We start from the raw sequence: 21,853 nt of genomic DNA, 5'->3' as shown, positions 1-21,853 counted from the left end.
GAAGGAGGTGCTAACTTAGGTTAACCTAACCATTGAGCAGGGAGGCCGGTCATGGCAGAGCGCCCGGGACGTAAGCCGCGTAAGCCCCATTCCGCTCAGGTGGTGCGCACCGAGCGGCTGAGCCCGCACATGCAGCGCGTGGTCCTCGGCGGTGACGGGCTGGCCGGCTTCGCCCCGGACACCTGCACCGATCATTACGTGAAACTCCTCTTCGGGCCGGCGGGCGTCACCTATCCGGAGCCTTTCGACCTGGAGCAGATCCGGGCCGAGTTCCCCCGCGAGCACTGGCCGGTGACCCGGACCTACACCGTGCGCTCGTGGAATCCCGAGCACCGGGAGCTGGCCCTGGACTTCGTGGTGCACGGCGACGAGGGTCTGGCCGGGCCGTGGGCGTGCCGTGTGCAGCCCGGGGAGACCGTGCGCTTCATGGGCCCCGGCGGCGCCTACGCCCCCGACACGGAGGCCGACTGGCATCTGCTCGCCGGTGACGAGAGCGCGCTGCCGGCGATCGCCCGTTCCCTGGAGTCCCTGCCGGCCGGGGCGAAGGCGTTCGCCTTCGTCGAGATCTCCGGCCCCGAGGAGGAGCAGAAGATCGACTCCGATGTGGAGGTCGTCTGGCTGCACCGGGGCGAACGGCCGGTCGGCGAGGCCCTGGTCGCCGCCGTACGGGCGCTGGAGTTCCCTCAGGGCCGGGCGCACGCCTTCGTGCACGGCGAGGCGAGCTTCGTGAAGGAGCTGCGGGCGCTGCTGCGCGTCGAGCGCCAGATCCCGCGCGAGGACCTGTCGATCTCCGGCTACTGGCGTCTCGGGCACAACGAGGACGGCTGGCAGGCCTCCAAGCGCGAGTGGAACGCCCGGATCGAGGAGGAGCAGGAGGGCGGCGCGGCCGCGGCCTGACCGGACCGGCCGCACCGCGGACCGGCGGCACCGCGGACCGGCGGCACCCCACGAGGAGGTGCCGCCACCCGTTGCCGGTCAGTCCGACCGCCGGTACGACGTGTCGGTCACACCGACCGCTGGTACGACCTGAAGGTCCTGATCGACAGCCACACGGCCGCCACCGCCAGCGCCAGCAGCGCCCCGCCGCGGCCGAGCACCGCACCCCAGTCGGGGTCCGCCGACAGCGCCGAACGGCTCGCCACCATCGCCCAGTTGAGCGGGTTGAAGTCGGCTATGTGCCGCATCCAGCCGGGCATCTGGGACGGTGCCATGAAGGCGCTGGAGAGGAAGGTCAGCGGGAGCAGCAGGAAGGTGTTGATCCCGATGATCGACTCCCGCTCCCGCACCAGCATGCCGAGCGCGTTGGACAGCGCGCCGAAGATCGTGCCGAGCAGCACGGCCGACACCAGCAGGACGGCTATGCCGCCGATCCCGCCCGGGTAGTCGGCGCCGCCCAGCAGGCCGAGCAGCACGATGATCAGCGACTGGCCGGCGGTGACCAGGCCGTTGTTCACCACGTTGCCGTTCATCAGCGCGGCCCTGCTGACCGGTGTGGTCAGGAAGCGGTTGAGGGTGCCGCGCTGGATCTCCTCCAGGGTGCCCATACCCGCCCACATGTTGGAGCTGAGGGCGCTCATCACGACCACGCCCGGCACCAGGTAGTCGAGGTAGGAGGTGGTGCCGAAGCCGCCCAGCTCGACGACCTTCCTGAAGAGGTTGCCGAACAGGAACAGCCAGATCACCGGCTGGATCAGGGTGATGACGGCGAACGCCGGCTGCCGGGCGAACACCACCAGCTGACGCTGGGTCATGTACCAGGTCTGGGACACGGCGTTGCTCATCGCGCGCCTCCGGCCAGGGCGAGGGAACCGGAGTCGGCGGCGTCGGCCTCCGCATAACGGCGGCCGGCGTAGCGCAGGTAGACGTCGTCGAGGGAGGGCCGGGCGACGGTCGCGGCGACCACGGTCACCCCGGCCCGCTCCAGGGCGGCCAGCAGTGCCGGCATCGCGGCGGCCCCGTCGTCGGCGCGGGCGCTGATCCGGCGCCCGTCGAACAGCGCCTCGTGCACGCCCGGCAGCCCGGTCAGCGCACCCGTGAGCAGGGTGCGGCCGGCCTCCCCGGGCGCCTCGCGCAGCTCCACGTGGACGGCGTCGCCGCGCAGTTCGCCCTTGAGGGAGTCCGGGGTGCCCTCGACCACGACCCGGCCGCGGTCGACGATCGCGATCCGCTCGGCGAGCCGGTCGGCCTCCTCCAGATAGTGCGTGGTGAGCAGGATGGTCAGGCCCTCCTGGCCGGCCAGCCGGCCGATCTCGTCCCACATCGCGGTGCGGGCCTCGGGGTCGAGACCGGTGGTGGGCTCGTCGAGGAAGAGCACCTCGGGGCGGTGGACCAGGCCGAGGGCCACGTCGAGCCGGCGCCGCATGCCGCCGGAGTAGCCCTTGACCTGGCGGCCGGCGGCCTCGGTGAGGGTGAAGCGGTCCAGCAGTTCGTCGACCCGGCGGTTCAGCCCGGCCCCGCGCAAGCCGTAGAGCCTGCCCTGGAGTTGGAGGTTCTCCCGGCCGGTGGCGACCGGGTCGGCCCCGGAGTTCTGGGCGACCACGCCGATCGCACGGCGCACCCGGTCGGGGTGGCGCAGCACGTCGTGGCCGGCCACGGTGGCGGTACCCGAGTCGGGGCGGGCCAGGGTGGTGAGGATCTTGACGGTGGTGGACTTGCCGGCGCCGTTGGGCCCGAGGAGCCCGAAGACGGTGCCGGGTTCGACGGTGACGTCCATGCCGTTCAGCGCGGTGACGTCGCCGGGATAGGTCTTGATCAGCTGGCGCGCCTGCACTGCGGGCGCACGGGTGTTCATGACAGGGCTCTCCTGAATGAGCGGATGACAGATGACAGGGGATGACAGCTGATCCACCTGAGGAGCGCCGGGCTATCCTGGATGTGCCGCACCTCGATCGCCCGGATCTGCCCCACGGCGGATTCAGCTCGGGGTTCGAGACCCTGGCGGAGCTGCTGCAACAGCTCTGCCGGGGTCTGTTTTCTCTCTCGCAGCTTCCTCTACTGCTGCTCCACCTCCGTGAACTCCGGCGGGAACTCGCCGGTCTCGTGGAACCGGCGCCAGCCCTCGACGCCCGGCAGCGAACCGTCCCGCATCTCCCGCACGAAGCCGCGGACCCAGTCGGTCTGCGCCTCCAGCATGTGCAGGTGGTACTCGACCTCCACGACGAAGAGCCGGGGCAGCGTCTCGTGCAGCTTCTCCAGCACGGCCCTGCCGCCGACGACCTCCACCTCCAGGGAGCTCAGCCGCTCCTCCAGCAGGCGCGCGACCTCGTCGGGCGGCAGGGCGCCCATCAGCGAGAGCGCCGTCTCGAAGATCGGGTACTCCTTCACCGGGACGGCCATCAGATCGGACAGCCAGTGGATCATCTCCTCGCGCCCGGCGTCGGTGATGCCGTAGACCGTGCGCTCCGGGCGGTTGCCCTGCCGCTCCACGTCGGCCACCTCGACGAAGCCGTGCTTCTCCAGGTTCTGCATGACCGTGTAGAGCGAGCCGTAGTTGATCCGGGTGCTGGTGTCCTTGCCCTGACGGCGCATGGTCTGGGCTATCTCGTACGGATGCATCGGCTTCTGCCAGAGGGTGGTCAGCACGACGAGCGCCAGGGGATTGCTGAGCTTGCGCCGCTTCATCGCCACACCGACCACCTCGTCTCCGAATATCCGTGGCCGAACATATCGCGAGTCGAGCGAGCTCGTCAATACACACGATGTATCGCGTCTGAGCGGACTCCGCAAGGGCGTGAGGACTTGGGCCCGCCCCGGACACGCCCGCGTGACGCGTCCGAAACAGCGCGTCCCTAATTTCTGTCGCCCGACAGGAAATCCGCGATTTCCGTCCTCGACAGGAAGTCCGCCTGACAGGCAGGTGCCGCCGTGACGACACTCGACGACCGCCCCGTGGAACCCGACGACCGCTCCCTGGAGGAGTTCGGCTACCGCCAGGAGCTGCACCGCAGCCTCGGCCGGTACGCCTCGTTCGCCGCCGGGTTCTCCTTCATCTCCGTACTGACGACCGTCTTCCAGTTCTTCGCCTTCGGGTACGCGTTCGGCGGCCCGGTCTTCTTCTGGGCCTGGCCGGCCGTCCTGATCGGCCAGTTGCTGGTGGCCGCGTGCTTCGCCGAACTGGCCGGCCGCTACCCGATCTCCGGCGCCATCTACCAGTGGTCCTCACGCCTGTCGAACCCGTCCTTCGGCTGGTTCGCCGGCTGGATCATGGTGATCGGGCAGATCGTGGTGGTCGCGGCGGCCGCGCTCGCCCTCCAGATGGTGCTGCCCGCGCTGTGGTCCGGCTTCCAGCTGATCGGCACGGACACCGCGGTGACCTCGGCCGACGGGGCCGCCAACGCCGCCGTGCTGGGCGTCGTCCTGCTGGTGCTGACCACCCTCGTGAACGTCATGGACAACCGGGTGATGTCCGTGATCAACCGGGTCGGGGTGACCGCCGAGATCATCGGCGCGGCACTGATCATCGTGCTGCTGCTCACCCACTCCAAGCGCTCCCCCGGCATCACGTTCCACACCGGTACGGCGGCCGAGGGCGGTCTGCTGGGTGCCCTTCTGGTCGGCTCGTTCACGGCCGCGTACGTGATGATCGGTTTCGACAGCGCGGGCGAGATGAGCGAGGAGACGCACCACCCGCGCCGTACGGCGCCGCGCACGATCCTCACGGCGCTGGCCGCCGCGGGCCTGCTCGGCGGCCTGGTCGTCCTGGGCGGCCTGCTGGCCGCGCCCAGCCTGACCGACGGGCACCTGGGGGTCGACGGGCTGAGCTACGTCCTGACCAGCAGTCTCGGGGACGGGGTGGGCCGGGTGCTGCTGGCCGACGTGGTGGTGGCGATCGCGGTGGCGACGCTGGCGATCCAGACCGCGGCGTCCCGGATGCTGTTCTCCATGGCGCGGGACGGGCAGCTGCCGTTCGCCGACCGGCTGGCGCGGGTGAATCCGCGGACCGGGATGCCGGGGGCGCCGGCCGTGGTGGTGGGGGTGCTGGCCGCCGTACTGCTGCTGCTCAACTTCGCCTCGCCGGACGCGTTCCTGGCGATCGGGACCACGTGCATCGTGATGCTGTACCTCGCGTACGCGATGGTGACCGGGCCGCTGCTGGTGCGGCGGCTGCGTGGGGAGTTCCGGGTCGAGGGGACGGACGAGACCGGGGCGCCGCTGTTCTCGCTGGGGCGGTGGGGGGTGCCGGTGAACGCGGTCGCGCTGCTGTACGGGCTGGTGATGACCGTGAACCTGGCGTGGCCTCGGGGGGCGGTGTACGACCCCAGTGGGGGCCACTGGTACTTCCGGTGGTTCACCGTGTTGTTCCTGGTCGGGACTGTCGTGGTGGGCGGCGTTTGGAGGCTCACCCGGGCGGAGTCTCGACGTGCGGTTGCTGTGCCGGAGGCTGCGGCGTAGTGGGTCGGGTGCGGGTGGAGTGTGGCTGGTCGCGCCCACGCGGCGGAGCCGCATATCGGTACGGCCCCGCGCCCCTCAAGGGGCGCATCCCCGTAACCTTGGCTGCACATGAGACGTAAGACCGCAGCCCCGCCCTCCCCCCTCCCCCAGCGCCAAGGGGTGGACCCCGTGCGGATCCGGCTGCCCTTCTCCGAGGAGTGGGAGACCGTCGGCGCGTACCTCGTCGCCCGGCTCTCCGGAGCCGCCCCCGGTGTCGTCGAGGAGATGCTGGACGCAGGGTTGATCGTGGGCGCCGACGGACACCCCGTCGCCGCCCACGCGCCCTACTCCCCCGGCCTCCGCCTCTGGTTCCACCGCGACCTGCCCCCCGAGGTCCCCGTCCCCTTCCCCCTCGAAGTCGTCCACCGCGACGACCACCTCGTCGTCGCCGACAAGCCGCACTTCCTCGCCACCACGCCCCGCGGCAGTCACGTCACCGAGACCGTCCTCGCCCGGCTGCGGCGGGAGCTGGGGATTCCCGCGCTCGGGGCCGCGCACCGGCTGGACCGGCTCACGGCCGGGCTCGTGATGTTCACCGTGCGGCCCGCGGAGCGAGGCGCGTACCAGAGGCTGTTCAGCGAGCGGCGGGTGCGCAAGGAGTACGAGGCGATCGCGCCGTACGACCCCTCGCTCACCGTTTCCCGGACCGTACGCAGCCGGATCCTCAAGGAGCGTGGGGTGCTGGCGGCCCGGGAGATCGAGGGGGAGCCCAACGCCGAGACCCTCGTCGAACTGGTCGAACGCAGAGGCGACCTGGGCCGGTACCGGCTCACCCCGCACACCGGGCAGACCCATCAACTGCGCGTCCACATGAGCGCGTTGGGCGTGCCGATTCTCGGGGATCCCTTGTACCCCGAGGTGGCCGGCCCCGTGCCGGACGGTGACTTCCGGCGGCCGCTGCAACTGCTGGCGCGGCGGCTGGAGTTCACCGATCCGGTCACGGGGGTGGAGCACCGGCTGTGCAGCGGGCGGACGCTGCAGGCCTGGGAGTCGTACCCGGCGTGGGCCGGCGACCAGGTCCTTTAGCGGCCCAGCCACCAGCGGCGCAGCCTGGGCCAGATGCCGCGCGGCCTGGCCGGATCGGAGGCGGACACGGCCACCGGCGCCGCCGGCTGGGGCTCGGGGGCGGGAGCCGGAGCGGGGACCGGTTCCGGTGCCGCCGGGCGGGGAACGCCGACCTGCCAGTCGGTGCGCTGCGGGGGGACGAGGGCCGGGCTCGGCATGAGGGTGACGTCCTGCTTCGGCTTGGGGTCGAAGCGCACCGGCAGTTCCACCAGGTGCCGGGAGGCGATGGAGGCGCGCCAGCGCAGCTCCTCCTCGTCACAGTCGAGCTGGATGTCGGAGAGCCGGGTGAGCAACTGGTCGACACCGACGTCGGCGATGGCACGGCCGATGTCCTGGCCGGGGCATTCGTGCGGGCCGCCGCCGAAGGCGAGGTGGGAGCGGTTGCCCTGCATGTTGGCGCTCAGGTCGGGGCGGACGCGCGGGTCGACGTTGCCCGGCGCGGGCGCGTAGAGCAGTCCGTCGCCCTTGCGGATGCGCTGGCCGCCGAGTTCCGTGTCCTGCTTGGCGAAGTAGGCGAAGACGGTGCTGAACGGCGGCTCGTCCCACAGGGACTGCTCGATCGCCTCGGGCACGGTCATCTGGCCGCCGTTGAGCTGGGCGCGGAAGCCGGGCTCGGTGAGGACCATGCGCAGCGCGTTGGCGAGGAGGTTGGCGGTGGTCTCGTAGGCGGCGTAGAGGACGACCCGCAGGTGCTGGGCGACCTCGTCGTCGTTCAGCCCGGCCGGGTGGTTGACGAGGTGGCTGGTGAAGTCGTCCTCGGGGCGGGCCCGGCGGCGGGCGGTGAGCCGGGTCAGGCAGCCCATGACGTACTCGTTGCTGGCGATCGCGGTCTCGGTGCCCTTGAGCGCGTCCCGGGTGGCCTCCACGATCCGGTCGTTGTACTCCTCGGGCATGCCGAGGAGTTCGCACATGACCGCCATCGGCAGGTGCTCGGAGTACTGGGAGACCAGTTCGGCGCGGCCCTTCTCGCAGAACTCGTTGACCAGCAGCTGGGTGTAGCGGCCGATGAGGCGGCGGATGCTGCGGTGGTCGATGGTGGTCATGGCGCCCTGGACCGCCGCCCGCAGCCGCAGGTGTTCGTCGCCCTCGGCGTGCGAGCAGATGGGCTGCCAGGCGATGTGCGGCATGAGGGGGTGGTCCGGCTTGACCATGCCCTCGCGCAGCGGGGTCCAGATGCGGCTGTCCCGGGTGAAGACGGCGGGGGTGCGGACCATCTGGAGGTTCTCGGTGAGCCCGAGGACCGCCCAGATCGGTACGTCGTCGTGGAGCAGGACGGGCGCCACGGAGCCGTGTTCCTCGCGCAGCTTCTCGTACAGCTCGCCCAGGTGGTCCGCGTCGGCGCCGTAGAGCCGCTGGAGTCCGCCGGGGCCGCGGTCGTGCGCCGGACAGCCGGGCGGCGGGACCGGGTCCGTGCTGGCGCCGGCCGGGAAGGGGGATTCAGGCGTCACAGTGATCGCTCCGAAGAGATCCGAATGATTCTTATAAGAGTCCGGAAGAGTCCGAACGAGGTGTCAGGTGAGCGCGCCGGACATGGCGAGCGAGTGCAGGAAGCGCATCAGCGTCATCAGGACGTCACGGCTGGAGGCCCGGCGGCGGGCGTCGCACTCGATGATGGGGACATCGGGGGGCAGGTCCAGCGCGGTGCGCAGTTCCTCGATGGGGTAACGAGGCCCGTCCGGGAAGGAGTTGACGGCGACGACGAACGGCACGCCGCGCTCCTCCAAGCGTCCCATCACGTCGAAGCTGACCTCCAGGCGCCGGGTGTCGATGAGGACGACCGCACCGAGGGCGCCTTCGAACAGGCCGTTCCACAGGAACCAGAAGCGCTCCTGGCCGGGGGTGCCGAAGAGGTAGAGGACCAGCTGGTCGGTGATGCTGATGCGGCCGAAGTCCATGGCCACGGTGGTGGCGGTCTTGGAGTCGGAGCCGTAGTTGTCGTCGACCCCGATACCGGCCTGGGTCATGGTCTCCTCGGTGGTCAGCGGCCTGATCTCGCTGACGGAACCGACCATGGTGGTCTTGCCGACCCCGAAGCCGCCCACGATCACGATCTTGACCGCGGCCTGGGCGGTGTGCGGCAGATGATCCTCGGTGCGGGGGCCGGGGATCGTCTCAGAGCTTTTGAAGTCCATGCATCACCGCTTCGAGAAGTGAACGGTCGGGGAGCGCCTGGCGGACGATCGGGGCGCGCGCCTGCACCAGTTCGGCCGTGATCAGCTCGGTGATCAGTGCCGTCATCGCGCTGAACGGCAGGTTGAGGTAGGCCGAGAGCTCGGCCACGGACAGCGGGGCGAGACAGAGCCGGAGCAGCGCCGCCTGCTCCGGGGTGACGGAGGGCGGTGCGGCGGCGCGCGCCACGATTAAGGTGACCAGGTCGAGTTCGGCCCGGGCACCGTCGGCGCCGCTGATGACGTAGAGCCGTTCGGGGTTCTTGCTGTCGCCGTCCTCGCCGCCGCTCTCGGGGGTCGGCGGCGCGGACGGGACCGGGGGTGGAGCGAGTTCCGGCCTGGGCTGGCGCCGTTTGCGTCGCGGAGGAGTCATACGGTCTGCCCGTTCCGCCGGGGCGGACTGGTGAGGTGGGCGCCGATGCGGACGACCAGGTCGCGCATCATCTCGCTCATCCGGCCCGGTTCGCAGGTGACGTCGGCGAGCACGGCGAGGTAGGCGTTGGCACCGGCGGACATGAGGTAGAAGTAGCCTCTGTCGATCTCGATCAGGACGAGGTTCATGTCGCCGTTGCTGATGGGGAGCTCCTGGGCGACGGCACTGGCCAGGCTCTGCACGCCCGCGCAGGCCGCGGCGAGCCGGTCGGCGGCGTCGGGGTCGCCGCCGTGCCGGGCGATGCGCAGGCCGTCGGCGGAGAGCACGACGATCATCTCCACGCCCGGTACGCCGTCGGCGAGTTGCTTGAGCATCCAGTCGAAGTTGCCTCGCTGCTGGATCACTTGAGGTCCCCCTCGTCATCGGCCTCGGTGCCGGCCGGATCGTTGATCAGATGCAGGTACTTGGTGGGGTTCCGGGTGAAGTCGGTGGGGTGGACACCCGGGTTGTTCTTCTTGAGCCCCTCCCAGAAGGCCTCCACCCAGAGGCCGGGCTCGCGGCGCTCCGCCTCCGGCTCCGGCTCGGGCTCCTTGTGCTGCGACCAGATGGTCGGGTTGCCCTCGCGTTCGGCGCGCTCGATGGCGGCCTGCTCGGCGATCCGCTGGCTGAGCGGCGTCTTCATCCGGCTTCGCCGCTGCGGCAGCCCGCCCGCCGTCCATTCGGTGACCTCGGGGACGTCGTCCTCCATGGAGATCCCGGCGGGGATGCGGGGGCTGGTGGGCCGGCGCCTCTTGGGCGGGCGCTTGGGGCCTTCGAGGGCGCCCAGCTCGGGCTTGGGGATGCCGGTGGCGCCGATGCCGTGGGCGATGCCGGGGGCGGGGTCGGTGGTCATCATGTCGCTGGGCACGATGAGGACGGCCCGGACGCCGCCGTACGCGGAGGCGCGCAGCGAGACGTCCATGTTGTACGTCTTGCACAGGCGGCCCACGACCGAGAGGCCGAGGCGCGGGTTCTCGCCGAGGACCTGGATGTCCTTGCCCTGCTTGGCCTTCTCCAGCAGGCCCTCCAGGCGGTCGCGGGCCTCCTCGTTGAGGGTGACGCCGGCGTCCTCGATCTCGATGCACACGCCGGACTGCACCTCGACGGCGGTGACGTGCACCTTGGTGGAGGGCGGCGAGTAGCGGGTGGCGTTGTCGAGGAGTTCGGCGGCCGCGTGGATGACCGGCTCGACGGAGGTGCCCTTGATGTTGACCTGGCAGATGGAGTGCAGCTCGATGCGCCGGTACTCCAGGATCCGGGACATGGCGCCGCGCAGCACGCTGTAGAGGGCGACGGGGTTGGGCCACTGGCGGCCCGGGCGGCCGCCGCCGAGCACGGAGACCGAGTCGGCGAGGCGTCCGATCAGCGCGGTGCCGTGGTCGATGCGCAGCAGGTCGTCGAAGACCTCGGGGTTGCGGCCGTGGTCCTCCTCCATCTCCCGCAGTTCGTGGGCCTGCTGGTGGACGATGGCCTGGACGCGCCGGGCGACGCTGACGAACGAACGCTCCAGGGAGTCGCGCTGGAGGTCTTCCTCGTCGACGATGTCGAGCATGATGCGGATCAGCCGGCGCTGCGACTCGGGCGCGTGGCGCATCCGCGGGTCGACGTCGAAGAGCTGGCGGACCACCTCTTTGGGTGACTCGCCGGCCTTCAGGCGGTAGAGCGCGGTCGGGAAGACCTCCCGGCCGAGGTGCTCGATCTCCTCGTCGCTCGCGGTGAGGCGCCGTTCCAGATACGCGCTGTGACGGTCGTGCTCGGCCCGGGCGTCCCGGAGCCTACGGCCGCGGCGCACCGCTTCCGCCGCCGTCGCGAGCACCAGCAGCATGCCGACGGCCCCGCACACGCCGACGGCGATCCGGGCGGACCCCGCCACCAGGACGACGGCGGCGGCGGTTGCCGCGGCCATCAGTATGGCGGGCAGCAACAGCACGCGCGCCAGGGAAAGTTCACGGCCATCGGGAGGCGATTGCACACTCACCATGTATGCCTTCTGAGACGAATCGGCTGGGTGTCGGGGGAGCTCGTGGGGGGAAGGTTCATGGAGCAGTCTGGATCTTCCGTATGTTTGGGAACAGGCGCACGAATTCACCTCAACTCGGTGCGCCGCGGGCGAGCTTAGTCCGACCGGATCAACGCCGTGTCATATTCGGCAAGCACCTGAAAACGCCCAAAGGACTGGAGTACCCTCGGTCGTTTTGCACGGAGGGCATTCATTCGAACACGGCGCGTCATGGCGTACGGGTGTGCGGAGACCACTCACCGTGACGGATGAAAGGAGCCTCCGGAGCGAAACCTCCGCCGCCCCCGCGAGTCTCCTCAGACCCCTACGATCCGCAGCGCGGCCTCGGCCGTGGCGCGGGCGAACTCGTGGGCGGGGCGCTCGGGTTCGGAGCGGTGGACGAGGATGACGCCCTCGATCAGCCCGAAGACGAGATCGGTCCGCAGCTCCAGCTCCCCCTTGGCCAGCGCCCCGCCGGCCGCCGTGGCGGCGATCAACTGCCGGTACGCGTCCTTGAGTTCGGCGCGCACGGCATGGAAGCCGGCGAACCGCTCGGCGTGCACCTCGGGCAGCAGGTAGAGCGCGCCGAGATTGTGCGGGCCGGCGCACAGCAGCTCCACGTCGGCCCGGCACAGGACCCGCAGCCGCTCCTCGGCCGGGGTCACGTCGTCCGCGAGCAGTTCCCGCGCGCAGGCCAGGGACGGCGTGACGGTGGACTCAAGGAGTTCGGCGAGCAGATCTTCCTTACCGGAGACGTAGTGGTACATCGACGCCTGCCGCATCCCCGCCCGCTCGGCGACGGCCCGGGTGGTGGTGGCCGCGTAGCCGCGGGTGGTGAACAACTCGGCCGCGGCCGCGAGCAGTTCGGCGCGCGGCTCAAGACCGCTGTCCGGTCGCTGCGCGGCCCGCGGCCGGCCGACCCGGCGGCCACTGCTCGTCCCCATGCGTTCGATCCTCGCACACTGCGCCGTACGGCGATCACGCCGACGCGGCCCTTGCCGTACCGCCGCCCCCGGTGAGCCCTCGGTAACCGGGCCGGAACGCCACGGCAACGCCGCCGACCCGGCCCGCCCCTAATTTCTGTCGGGCGACAGAAATATCCCCGGGGCCCACCCGCGTCCTACCCCCAGACCAAGGAGCCGGAGGTCAGCGATGGCGACAGCGACCACGTACGGAGCCCGCGCCCACGCCCGAGCCCAGGAGGGCGCCCGCGCCGAGGCCATGCCCGTCGTACCGGCCGCCGACTGGCCGGACCCGCCCTGCGAGGCCGGCCACCTGGTGTGGGCCGAGACCGTGGCGGGCGGCAACTACACGCACCGCGTCCTGGCCCGCGGCACCGAACTGCGCCTGACCGACCAGGCCGGCGACGCCTGCGCCCACCTCCTGCTGTACGCCGCCGACCGCCCCTGGGAGCGGCTGAACGTCGCCGACACGGTCAAGGTCCAGTGGAACGCCTACCTCGGCGAGGGCGTACTGCTCCTCTCCGACCAGGGCCGGGTCCTCGCCTCCGTCGTCGCCGACACCTCCGGCCGGCACGACGCGCTGTGCGGCACCTCCACCCTGGTCCGCAACACCGAGCGGTACGGCGACGGCACCCCGCAGTCGCCCTCCCCCGCGGGACGCGAGCTGTTCAAGCTGGCGGCGGCCAAGAACGGCCTGGAGCCGCGCGACCTGCCGCCGTCCCTGTCGTTCTTCCAGGGCGTGGAGGTGCGCGAGGACGGCACGCTTGATTTCACCGGCTCGGCCGGCCCCGGCGGCAGCGTCACGCTCCGCGCCGAGCAGGACGTGACCGTACTGATCGCGAACGTCCCGCACCCGGCCGACCCGCGCCCCGACTACGTCAGCACCCCGCTGGAGGTCCTGGCCTGGCGGGCCGCGCCCACCCCGCCCGGCGACCCCCTGTGGGACGCCACCCCCGAAGGCCGCCGCGCCTTCCTCAACACCCGTGAATTCCTCGCCGCGAGGGGGCTCGCATGAGCACGCAGACCGTCGTCCCGGCCCGCGCCGCCTGGTCCGCCGTCATCCGCGAGGGCCAGACCCTCACCATCACCGACCTGCACGGCAACCAGGCCGTCGACTTCCTCGTCTACGACGCCCACGACACGTCGGTCCGCTACAGCGCGCCCGACACCGTCCACGGCCAGGGCTCCATCTTCCTCACCACCAACAGCGTGCTGCTCTCCAACGAGCACACCCCGCTGATGACGGTGACCGCCGACGAGGTCGGCCGGCACGACACGGTCGGCGGCGCCTGCTCCAAGGAGTCCAACACCCTGCGCTACGGCCACCACACCTGGTCCCAGCACGCCTGCGTGGACAACTTCCTCGCCGAGGGCGCCCGGCACGGCCTCGGCAAGCGCGACCTGGTCTCCAACATCAACTGGTACATGAACGTGCCGGTCGAGAAGGACGGCACCCTCGGCATCGTCGACGGCCTCTCGGCCCCGGGCCGGAAGCTGACCCTGCGCGCCGAACGCGACGTCCTCGTCCTGGTCTCCAACTGCCCCCAGATCAACAACCCCTGCAACGGCTTCGACCCGACGGCCGTGGCGATGACGATCACCGGGGCCGCGGAGTGACCTCCTTCGAGAAACTCCTGGTCGCCAACCGGGGCGAGATTGCCGTCCGCATCATCCGGACCGCCCGCGAACTGGGCCTGCGCACGGTCGCCGTCTACTCCGACCCCGACCGCTCGGCCCCGCACGTACGCCTGGCCGACGAGGCGGTCCGGCTCGGCCCGGCCCCGGCCAAGGAGTCGTACCTCGACGCCGACCTGGTCCTGAAGGCGGCCAAGGACACCGGCGCGGGCGCGATCCACCCCGGCTACGGATTCCTGTCCGAGGACGCCGTCTTCGCCCGGCGCTGCGAGGAGGCCGGGATCGTCTTCGTCGGCCCGGCCCCGGAGCAGCTGGAGCTGTTCGGGGCCAAGCACACGGCCCGGGCCGCGGCCCGGGCGGCCGGTGTCCCCCTCGCGCCCGGCACCGGTCTGCTGCACGACCTTCCGGAGGCCCTGCGCGAGGCGTCCGCGATCGGCTACCCGGTCATGCTCAAGGCCACCGGCGGTGGTGGCGGTATCGGCATGTCGGCATGCCGATCGGCCGATGAACTGACCGACGCCTGGGACCGCGTCCAGCGCGTCGCCGCCGCCTCCTTCTCCTCCGCCGGGGTCTTCCTGGAACGCCTGGTCGAGCACGCCCGCCATGTCGAGGTCCAGGTGTTCGGCGACGGCTCCGGCCGGGTCGTCACCTTCGGCGACCGGGACTGCTCCCTCCAGCGCCGCAACCAGAAGGTGGTCGAGGAGGCCCCCGCCCCCGGCCTGCCCCCGCAGGTCCGGGCCCAACTGGCCGCCGCCGCCCGCGACCTGTGCGCCTCGGTCGGCTACCGCTCGGCCGGCACGGTCGAGTTCGTGTACGACGCGGCCCGCGAGGAGGCCTACTTCCTGGAGGTCAACACCCGCCTCCAGGTGGAGCATCCGGTCACCGAGGAGATCTACGGCGTCGACCTGGTCGCCTGGATGCTGCGCCTCGCCCGCGGCGAGACCGACGTCGTCCGCGAACCGGGCGCACCGCGCGGCCACGCCGTCGAGGCCCGCGTCTACGCCGAGGATCCGACCCGCGAACACCGTCCCAGCGCGGGCCTGCTGACCCGGGTCGAGTTCCCGGAGGGCGTACGCGTCGACGGCTGGGTGGAGACCGGCACCGAGGTGACGACGTCGTACGACCCGATGCTCGCCAAGGTCATCGCGTACGGTCCCGACCGCGCCCAGGCGCTGCGACGGCTGGACGAGGCACTGGCAGGCACCCGCGTCGACGGCATCGAGACCAACCTCGGGCTGGTGCGCGCGGCGCTCGCCGATACCGCGTTCCGGGCCGCCGCCCACTCCACGGCCACCCTCGCCACGGTCACCGATCCCACCTCCCGGATCGAGGTCGTCGCCGCCGGCACGCTCACCACGGTCCAGGACTGGCCGGGCCGGACCGGCTACTGGCAGGTCGGTGTCCCCCCGAGCGGCCCGATGGACGACCGCTCCTTCCGCCTCGGCAACCGCGCCCTCGGCAACCCGGAGGGCGCGCCCGGCCTCGAATGCACCCTCCAGGGCCCGTCCCTGCGCTTCACCCACCCCACCACCGTCTGCGTGACCGGTGCCCCGGCCCCGGTGACGGTCGACGGCGCCGCGGTCGCCCAGTGGGAGCCGGTGACGGTCCCGGCGGGCGGTCTGCTGGAGATCGGCGCGCCTGCCGAGCACGGCCTGCGCACCTACGTCCTGTTCGCCGGCGGCGGCGTGGACGTCCCCGCCTTCCTCGGCAGTGCGAGCACCTTCACCCTGGGCCGGTTCGGCGGCCACGGCGGCCGGGCCCTGCGCACCGGCGACGTCCTGCACGGCGGGGCGGTGACGGACGGCGAGCCGGTCGCCGACCGCCCGCGCTTCACCGCCGCCTGGCACCTCGCGGCCGTCGAAGGCCCGCATGCCGCTCCGGAGTTCTTCACCGAGGAGGACATCCGGGACTTCTACGCGGCCGAGTGGAAGGTGCACTTCAACTCGGCGCGCACCGGCGTCCGCCTGGTCGGCCCCAAGCCGCGCTGGGCCCGCACCGACGGCGGCGAGGCGGGCCTGCACCCCTCCAACATCCACGACACCCCGTACTCGGTCGGCGCCGTCGACTACACCGGCGACATGCCGGTCCTGCTCGGCCCCGACGGCCCCTCCCTGGGTGGCTTCGTGTGCCCGGCGACCGTCCTGAGCGGCGAACGCTGGAAGCTCGGCCAGCTCCGCCCCGGCGACACGGTCCGCTTCACCCCGGTCGACGCCACGGGCGCGCCCCGCCCCGAGATCGTCGACGGCGGAGTCCTGGCCCGGGACGGTGACGTGACCTACCGGCGCAGCGGCGACGACAACCTGCTGGTCGAGTTCGGCCCCATGCAGCTGGACCTCGCCCTGCGGATGCGCGTCCACGCCCTGATGGAGGCGGTGACGGCGGCCGACCTGTCCGGGGTCACGGACCTCACTCCCGGCATCCGCTCGCTCCAGGTCCGGACCGACCCGCGCGTCCTCGCCCAGGCCGGACTCCTGCGTGCGGTGCGGGAGATCGTGCTGGCTCTGCCGCCGACCGACGAACTCGTGGTCCCCTCCCGCACGGTCCACCTCCCCCTCTCCTGGGACGACCCGGCGACCCGCGAGGCCATCGCCCGCTACATGGCGGGCGTCCGCGACGACGCCCCCTGGTGCCCGTGGAACATCGAGTTCATCCGCCGGATCAACGGCCTGGACGCGGTCGACGACGTCTACCGCACGGTCTTCGACGCGGAGTACCTGGTCCTGGGCCTGGGCGATGTGTACCTGGGCGCCCCGGTGGCCACCCCGCTCGACCCCCGCCACCGCCTGGTCACGACGAAGTACAACCCGGCCCGCACCTGGACCGCCGAGAACTCCGTCGGCATCGGCGGCGCCTACCTGTGCATCTACGGCATGGAGGGGCCCGGCGGCTACCAGTTCGTGGGCCGCACGACCCAGGTGTGGTCGGGCTGGCAGCAGCGCGGCGCGTTCGAGCCGGGCATGCCGTGGCTGCTGCGGTTCTTCGACCGGATCAGGTGGTACCCGGTGTCGGCCGACGAACTCCTGGACCTGCGCGCCGACATCACCTCCGGCCGCTTCGTCCCGCGCGTCGAGGAAGGCACCTTCTCCCTCTCCGCGTACCAGGGATTCCTCGCCGAACACGCCGCATCCATCGCGGAGTTCAGGTCACGGCAGCAGACGGCCTTCGCGGCGGAGCGCGACGCGTGGGAAGCGGCGGGCGAGTTCGCGCGGGCCGAGGCCTCGGCCGCACCGGCCGCCGCCCCGGCCGAGGTGTCCGTCCCGCCGGGCGGCCGCCTGATAGAGGCCGAGTTCGCGGCCTCCGTGTGGCAGTTGAACGTCGCGCCGGGCGACGAGGTGACGGCGGGCCAGCCGCTCCTCGCCCTGGAGGCGATGAAGATGGAGTCCAGGGTGCACGCGCCGATGCCCGGCGTGGTGACGGAGATCCTGGCCCGGCCCGGCGACCAGGTGGAGGCGGGGACGGCACTGCTCGTCCTGGCGCCGGCCGCGAACTGAGCGACAGGAGCAAGAGCATGTCCAGCACCGTCTCCCGTGTCCGTGCCGCCTACGCGCGCATCGAAGCGGTCGACCGCCCCGAGATCTGGATCGACCTGCGCCCGCGGGCGGAGGTCGAGGCGGAGGCCCACGCGCTCGACGAGCGGGTGGCCGCGGGGGAACACCTCCCCCTCGCGGGCCGCCTGTTCGCCGCCAAGGGCAACATCGACGTGCACGGCCTGCCCACGACGGCGGGCTGCCCGGCGTACGCGTACGAACCGCAGGCCGACGCTCCCGTGGTGGCCCGCCTGCGCGCGGCCGGCGCACTCGCCCTCGGCACCACCAACCTCGACCAGTTCGCGACCGGCCTGGTCGGCACCCGCTCCCCGCACGGCGCGGTCCGCAACGCCATCGACCCCAGCCGGATCAGCGGCGGCTCCAGCTCCGGCTCGGCCGTCGCCGTCGCCCTCGGCATCGTCGACCTCGCCCTGGGCACGGACACCGCGGGATCGGGCCGGGTGCCGGCCGCCTTCAACGGCATCGTCGGCCTGAAGCCGACCCGCGGCCTGGTCCCGACGGCCGGTGTCGTCCCGGCCTGCGCGTCCGTCGACTGCGTGACGGTGTTCGCCCGCACCCTCCCGGAGGCGGAGCAGGCACTGTCGTACCTGGCGGCCCCACCGGACCGCACGCTTCCGCCGCTCCCCCAGCGGGCCCCGGGCCCCTGGCGGATCGCGGTCCCGCCGCTCGCTCAGCTCGGCGAGCTGGACGAGGGCTGGGCGGAGGCATACGAGAAGGCGGTGGACCGTCTGAGGGCCGCGGGCGCCTCGATCCGCCCGCTCGACCTGACCCCGTTCACCGAGGCTGCGGCGATGCTCTACGAGGGCGCCTTCGTGGCCGAGCGCTACACGGCAGTGGGGCCTTTTATCGACAAGTTGATCTCGTCCGGCGGCGAGGGCCTCGACCCCACCGTCGCCGGCATCATCACCCGCGCCCGCGACATCCCGGCGCACCGGCTCTTCACCGACCAGGACCGCCTGGCGGACCTGCGCACCCGCGCCCTGGCCGAACTCGCCGACGCGGACGCCCTGCTGCTCCCCACCACCCCCGGTCATCCCACCCTCGCCGAGGTGGCGGCCGACCCGCTGGGCGCCAACGCCCGCCTGGGCCGATTCACCAACTCCACCAACCTCTTCGACCTGGCGGCCGTGGCGGTACCGGCGGGCGAGGTGGACGGCCTGCCGTTCGGCGTGATGCTGATCGGACCGGCGTTCACGGACGACCGTCTGGCCACGATCGCCCGCACCCTGGAACCGAGGGTGAGCCTGGCGGTGGTGGGCGCCCACCTGACGGGCCAGCCCCTGAACCCGCAGCTCCTGGCGCTGGGGGCAGTACTCGAGCGCACCACGACGACGGCACCGGCATACCGCTTCTATGCGCTACCGACGACCCCGCCGAAGCCGGGCCTGGTCCACGTGGACGAGGGCGGGGCAGCAATCGAGGCGGAGGTGTGGAGCCTGCCGCCCGAGAGCCTGGGCCGCCTGCTGGCCGCGCTCCCCCACCCCATGACCCTGGGCAGCGTCGACCTGGCGGACGGCACCAGCGTCCCCGGCTTCCTGTGCGAACCGAGCGCTCTGGCCGACGCCGAGGACATCACCCATCACGGAGGCTGGCGAGCCTTCTTGAACGAGGCTTAGAACAGGCGCCCCGTCAGGGGCGCTGGGGGTACCCCCGGCCGAAGGCTGGGGGAGGAACTGCGCGACCAGCCACACCCCACCCGCACCCGCCAACGAATCCGCTACCCCACCGACGAGTAGGCCACAACCCCCCGCAGCACCTGATCAACCGCCTTCCGCGCGGCCTTCCCCACGGTCGAGCCCTCCACAGGAGAGGCCGCCGAGATCTGCCCCAGCACGTCGATGACCTGCTTGCACCAGCGGACGAAGTCACCGGCGGGCATCTCCGCCTCCCGCAGCACCTCGTCCAGGCCCAATCCCGTGGCCCACATGTAGACGGCCCAGGCGAAGCCGAGGTCCGGTTCGCGCTGTCCGACGCCCTCGGTCTGGTTGATCCGGAAGTCCTCCTCAAGGGCGTCGAGGCGCCCCCAGATCCGCACCATCTCGCCGAGCGCGGCCTTGGCCTTGCCGGAGGGCAGCTTGGGCGCCATGGCGTCGTCGCTGACGCGGGCCTCGTAGACCAGCGCCGAGACGCACGCGGCGAGTTCGGCGGGGCCGAGGCCCTCCCAGACGCCGGCCCGCAGGCATTCGCTGGCGAGCAGGTCGAGTTCGCCGTACAGCCGCGCCAGCCGCTTGCCGTGTTCGGTGACCTCGTCGCCGCGCAGGTAGTCCAGCTCGGTCAGCAGCGCCACGATCCGGTCGAAGGTCCGGGCGATGGTGTTGGTCCGTCCCTCGATGCGCCGCTCCAGCTGGGAGGTGTCCCGGATCAGCCGGTGGTAGCGCTCGGCCCAACGGGCGTGGTCCTCACGGTCGTTGCAACCGTGGCAGGGGTGCGCCCGGATCGCGGTGCGCAGGCGCGCGATCTCGCGGTCGTCGGCCGCCTGCGACCGCTTCTTGCGGGCCCGCTCCGGGGGAATGTGCCCGGCCTTGGTCCGCAGCGCGGAGGCGAGGTCCCGACGGGACTGCGGGGAACGGGGGTTGAAGGACTTGGGGATCCGCATCCGCTCCAGCGCCTCGACCGGCACCGGGAAGTCGATGGAGGCGAGCCGCTTGACCTGCCGTTCGGCCGTCAGCACCAACGGCCGTGGGCCGTCGTGCTGTTCGAAGCCGCGGTGGCCGTTGGACCGCCCGGCGGGCAGCCCGGGGTCAAGGACCAGCGCGAGGCCGGCGTACTTGCCGGTCGGCACGTGGATGACGTCGCCCGGCTTGAGCTTCTCCAGGGCGACGGCCGCCTCGGCGCGCCGCTGGGCCATGCCCTGCCGGGCCAGTTCGGTCTCGCGGTCCTTCAGCTCCCGCCGCAGCCGCGCGTACTCCTCGAAGTCGCCGAGGTGGCAGGTCATGGACTCCTTGTAGCCGGTGAGCCCTTCCTCGTTGCGCTGCACCTGGCGGGAGATCCCGACGACCGACTTGTCGGCCTGGAACTGCGCGAACGACGTCTCCAGCAGCTCCCGCGAGCGGTGCCGCCCGAACTGCTCGACCAGGTTGACCGCCATGTTGTACGACGGCTTGAAGCTGGACCGCAGCGGATACGTACGGGTGCCGGCGAGCCCGGCGAGGTGCTCGGGGCTCATGCCGCGCTGCCAGAGCACCACCGCGTGGCCCTCGACATCGATGCCGCGGCGGCCCGCACGCCCGGTCAGCTGGGTGTACTCGCCCGGGGTGATGTCGGCGTGCTGCTCGCCGTTCCACTTGACGAGCTTCTCCAACACCACCGAGCGGGCGGGCATGTTGATGCCGAGCGCGAGGGTCTCGGTGGCGAACACGGCCTTCACCAGGCCGCGTACGAAGAGTTCCTCGACGACCTCCTTGAAGGTCGGGAGCATGCCGGCGTGGTGGGCGGCGATGCCGCGCTCCAGGCCTTCGAGCCACTCGTAGTAGCCGAGGACGTGCAGGTCCTCCGGCGGGATCGACGAGGTGCGCTCCTCGACGAGGGCGCGCACCTTCTCCCGCGCCTCGTCGTCGTTGAGCCTGAGTCCCGCGTACAGGCACTGCTGGACGGCGGCTTCGCAGGCGGCGCGGCTGAAGATGAAGGTGATGGCGGGCAGCAGGCCCTCGTTGTCGAGCCGTTCGATGACCTCGGGGCGACCCGGTGTCCACACCCGGGACCGCTGCCGGCGCTCCCGCTCCCGGTCGGCCTCGCGCATGGCGCGGCCGCGTCTGCGGTCCTGGAACGACGGACGCTGTGCCTCCATCCGGGCCAGCCGGGCGAGGTCGGGGTTGACGGCCTTCTTGTGGCCCTCGCCCTCCTCGAACAGGTCGTACATCCGGCGTCCGGCGAGCACGTGCTGGAACAGCGGGACGGGCCGGTGCTCGGAGACGATGACCTCGGTGTCGCCACGGACGGTGTCGAGCCAGTCGCCGAACTCCTCGGCGTTGGAGACGGTGGCCGACAGGGAGACCAGGGTCACGGACTCCGGGAGGTGGATGATCACCTCTTCCCAGACGGCGCCGCGGAACCGGTCGGAGAGGTAGTGGACCTCGTCCATGACCACGTAACCGAGGCCGATGAGGGTCTGGGAGCCCGCGTACAGCATGTTCCGCAGGACCTCGGTGGTCATGACGACCACGGCGGCGTCCGGGTTGATGCTGTTGTCACCGGTGAGGAGGCCGACCATGCCGTCGCCGTAGCGGCGGCAGAGGTCGGCGTACTTCTGGTTCGACAGCGCCTTGATGGGTGTCGTGTAGAAGCACTTCTTGCCCTGCATGAGGGCGAGGTGGACGGCGAACTCGCCCACGATCGTCTTGCCGGAGCCGGTGGGGGCGGCCACCAGTACGCCCTTTCCGGCTTCGAGCGCCTGGCAGGCCTCGATCTGGAAGGGGTCGAGGCCGAAGTCGTACATCTCGCGGAAAGACGCGAGCGCGGTGGCCTGCTCGGCGGCCCGCTTGCGGGCCGCCGCATACCGCTCGGCCGGTGAGAGGTCCTCTGTCATCGTGCTTTCGAGCGTACCGGTCCCCACTGACAACAGGACGATCATTATCCGGAACGTGGGACAACGGACAACAAAGAGGTGCCCGCGTCGTGGGACGCGGACACCTCCC

At 71.6% G+C, this 21,853-nt stretch carries 17 protein-coding genes; 7 read left to right on the top strand and 10 right to left on the bottom strand.

The annotated features are described in order from the left end of the window. Window positions 1-51 precede the first annotated feature (51 nt). Window positions 52-897 carry a siderophore-interacting protein gene (locus ABT137_RS07760; RefSeq protein WP_351704120.1) on the top strand — a complete coding sequence of 282 codons (846 nt, stop codon included), beginning with the start codon at window positions 52-54 and terminating at the stop codon, window positions 895-897. Window positions 898-1,004: 107 nt separating this feature from the next. Here the strand turns inward: ABT137_RS07760 and ABT137_RS07755 are convergent, their stop codons facing one another. The 3 genes from ABT137_RS07755 to ABT137_RS07745 form a co-directional block, all read right to left on the bottom strand. Continuing rightward, window positions 1,005-1,781 (bottom strand): ABC transporter permease, encoded by a 777-nt coding sequence (locus tag ABT137_RS07755; RefSeq protein ID WP_351704117.1) that lies wholly within the window; start codon window positions 1,779-1,781, stop codon window positions 1,005-1,007. Continuing rightward, entirely contained in the window at window positions 1,778-2,791 is a 1,014-nt protein-coding gene (locus tag ABT137_RS07750) for an ATP-binding cassette domain-containing protein (RefSeq protein WP_351704114.1), read from the bottom strand. Before ABT137_RS07750 ends, ABT137_RS07755 begins: the two co-directional genes overlap by 4 nt. Window positions 2,792-2,991: 200 nt before the next feature. Next, the gene (locus tag ABT137_RS07745) at window positions 2,992-3,621 is read right to left on the bottom strand and encodes a PadR family transcriptional regulator (protein WP_351704720.1); all 630 of its coding nucleotides are present in this window, start codon (window positions 3,619-3,621) and stop codon (window positions 2,992-2,994) included. 243 nt (window positions 3,622-3,864) lie between these two features. Here ABT137_RS07745 and ABT137_RS07740 point away from each other — a divergent pair, with 243 nt between their 5' ends. Both ABT137_RS07740 and ABT137_RS07735 read left to right on the top strand, forming a co-directional pair. Then, a complete protein-coding gene (locus ABT137_RS07740) occupies window positions 3,865-5,391 on the top strand; it encodes an amino acid permease (RefSeq protein WP_351704111.1) in 1,527 nt (508 codons plus the stop codon). Window positions 5,392-5,499: 108 nt separating this feature from the next. Then, window positions 5,500-6,456, top strand: coding sequence for an RluA family pseudouridine synthase (locus ABT137_RS07735; protein ID WP_351704108.1), 957 nt, complete (start codon window positions 5,500-5,502; stop codon window positions 6,454-6,456). On the opposite strand, the gene ABT137_RS07730 is transcribed toward ABT137_RS07735, so the two are convergent. The 6 genes from ABT137_RS07730 to ABT137_RS07705 all read right to left on the bottom strand — a co-directional run bounded on the left by ABT137_RS07730 (window position 6,453) and on the right by ABT137_RS07705 (window position 12,018). Further along, the gene (locus tag ABT137_RS07730; protein ID WP_351704105.1) at window positions 6,453-7,943 is read right to left on the bottom strand and encodes a cytochrome P450; all 1,491 of its coding nucleotides are present in this window, start codon (window positions 7,941-7,943) and stop codon (window positions 6,453-6,455) included. The genes ABT137_RS07735 and ABT137_RS07730 overlap by 4 nt on opposite strands. 63 nt (window positions 7,944-8,006) lie before the next feature. Then, complete coding sequence (locus tag ABT137_RS07725) at window positions 8,007-8,627, bottom strand: GTP-binding protein (protein WP_351704102.1); 621 nt, start codon at window positions 8,625-8,627, stop codon at window positions 8,007-8,009. Then, the gene (locus ABT137_RS07720) at window positions 8,608-9,036 is read right to left on the bottom strand and encodes a DUF742 domain-containing protein (protein ID WP_351704099.1); all 429 of its coding nucleotides are present in this window, start codon (window positions 9,034-9,036) and stop codon (window positions 8,608-8,610) included. The genes ABT137_RS07725 and ABT137_RS07720 overlap by 20 nt, the downstream gene beginning before the upstream one ends. Beyond that, entirely contained in the window at window positions 9,033-9,440 is a 408-nt protein-coding gene (locus ABT137_RS07715; protein WP_089103096.1) for a roadblock/LC7 domain-containing protein, read from the bottom strand. The genes ABT137_RS07720 and ABT137_RS07715 overlap by 4 nt, the downstream gene beginning before the upstream one ends. Then, a complete protein-coding gene (locus ABT137_RS07710) occupies window positions 9,437-11,056 on the bottom strand; it encodes a sensor histidine kinase (RefSeq protein WP_351704096.1) in 1,620 nt (539 codons plus the stop codon). The genes ABT137_RS07715 and ABT137_RS07710 overlap by 4 nt, the downstream gene beginning before the upstream one ends. A 335-nt stretch (window positions 11,057-11,391) precedes the next feature. Beyond that, entirely contained in the window at window positions 11,392-12,018 is a 627-nt protein-coding gene (locus ABT137_RS07705) for a TetR/AcrR family transcriptional regulator (protein WP_351704093.1), read from the bottom strand. Between the two features lie 208 nt (window positions 12,019-12,226). On the opposite strand from ABT137_RS07705, the gene ABT137_RS07700 reads away from it, so the two are divergent. From ABT137_RS07700 to atzF, 4 genes are read left to right on the top strand one after another with little or no spacing between them, the layout of a single operon-like run. Continuing rightward, on the top strand, window positions 12,227-13,051 hold the full coding sequence (locus tag ABT137_RS07700) for an urea amidolyase associated protein UAAP1 (RefSeq protein ID WP_351704090.1): 825 nt from the start codon (window positions 12,227-12,229) through the stop codon (window positions 13,049-13,051). After that, complete coding sequence (locus ABT137_RS07695) at window positions 13,048-13,653, top strand: urea amidolyase associated protein UAAP2 (protein ID WP_351704087.1); 606 nt, start codon at window positions 13,048-13,050, stop codon at window positions 13,651-13,653. The genes ABT137_RS07700 and ABT137_RS07695 overlap by 4 nt, the downstream gene beginning before the upstream one ends. Further along, window positions 13,650-17,162, top strand: a complete 3,513-nt coding sequence (locus ABT137_RS07690; protein WP_351704084.1) for a 5-oxoprolinase/urea amidolyase family protein — start codon at window positions 13,650-13,652, stop codon at window positions 17,160-17,162. Before ABT137_RS07695 ends, ABT137_RS07690 begins: the two co-directional genes overlap by 4 nt. Before the next feature lie 17 nt (window positions 17,163-17,179). Next, window positions 17,180-18,835 (top strand): allophanate hydrolase, encoded by a 1,656-nt coding sequence (atzF, locus tag ABT137_RS07685; RefSeq protein ID WP_351704081.1) that lies wholly within the window; start codon window positions 17,180-17,182, stop codon window positions 18,833-18,835. A 101-nt stretch (window positions 18,836-18,936) separates the two neighbouring features. Here the strand turns inward: atzF and ABT137_RS07680 are convergent, their stop codons facing one another. Further along, complete coding sequence (locus tag ABT137_RS07680; protein WP_351704078.1) at window positions 18,937-21,789, bottom strand: DEAD/DEAH box helicase; 2,853 nt, start codon at window positions 21,787-21,789, stop codon at window positions 18,937-18,939. Window positions 21,790-21,853 lie beyond the last annotated feature (64 nt).

It is taken from the genome of Streptomyces sp. NPDC001980 (assembly GCF_040296885.1).
Lineage (GTDB): Bacteria > Actinomycetota > Actinomycetes > Streptomycetales > Streptomycetaceae > Streptomyces.
Note: the sequence above shows the minus strand (reverse complement) of the source record. Positions and strands in the feature narration are given on the sequence as shown.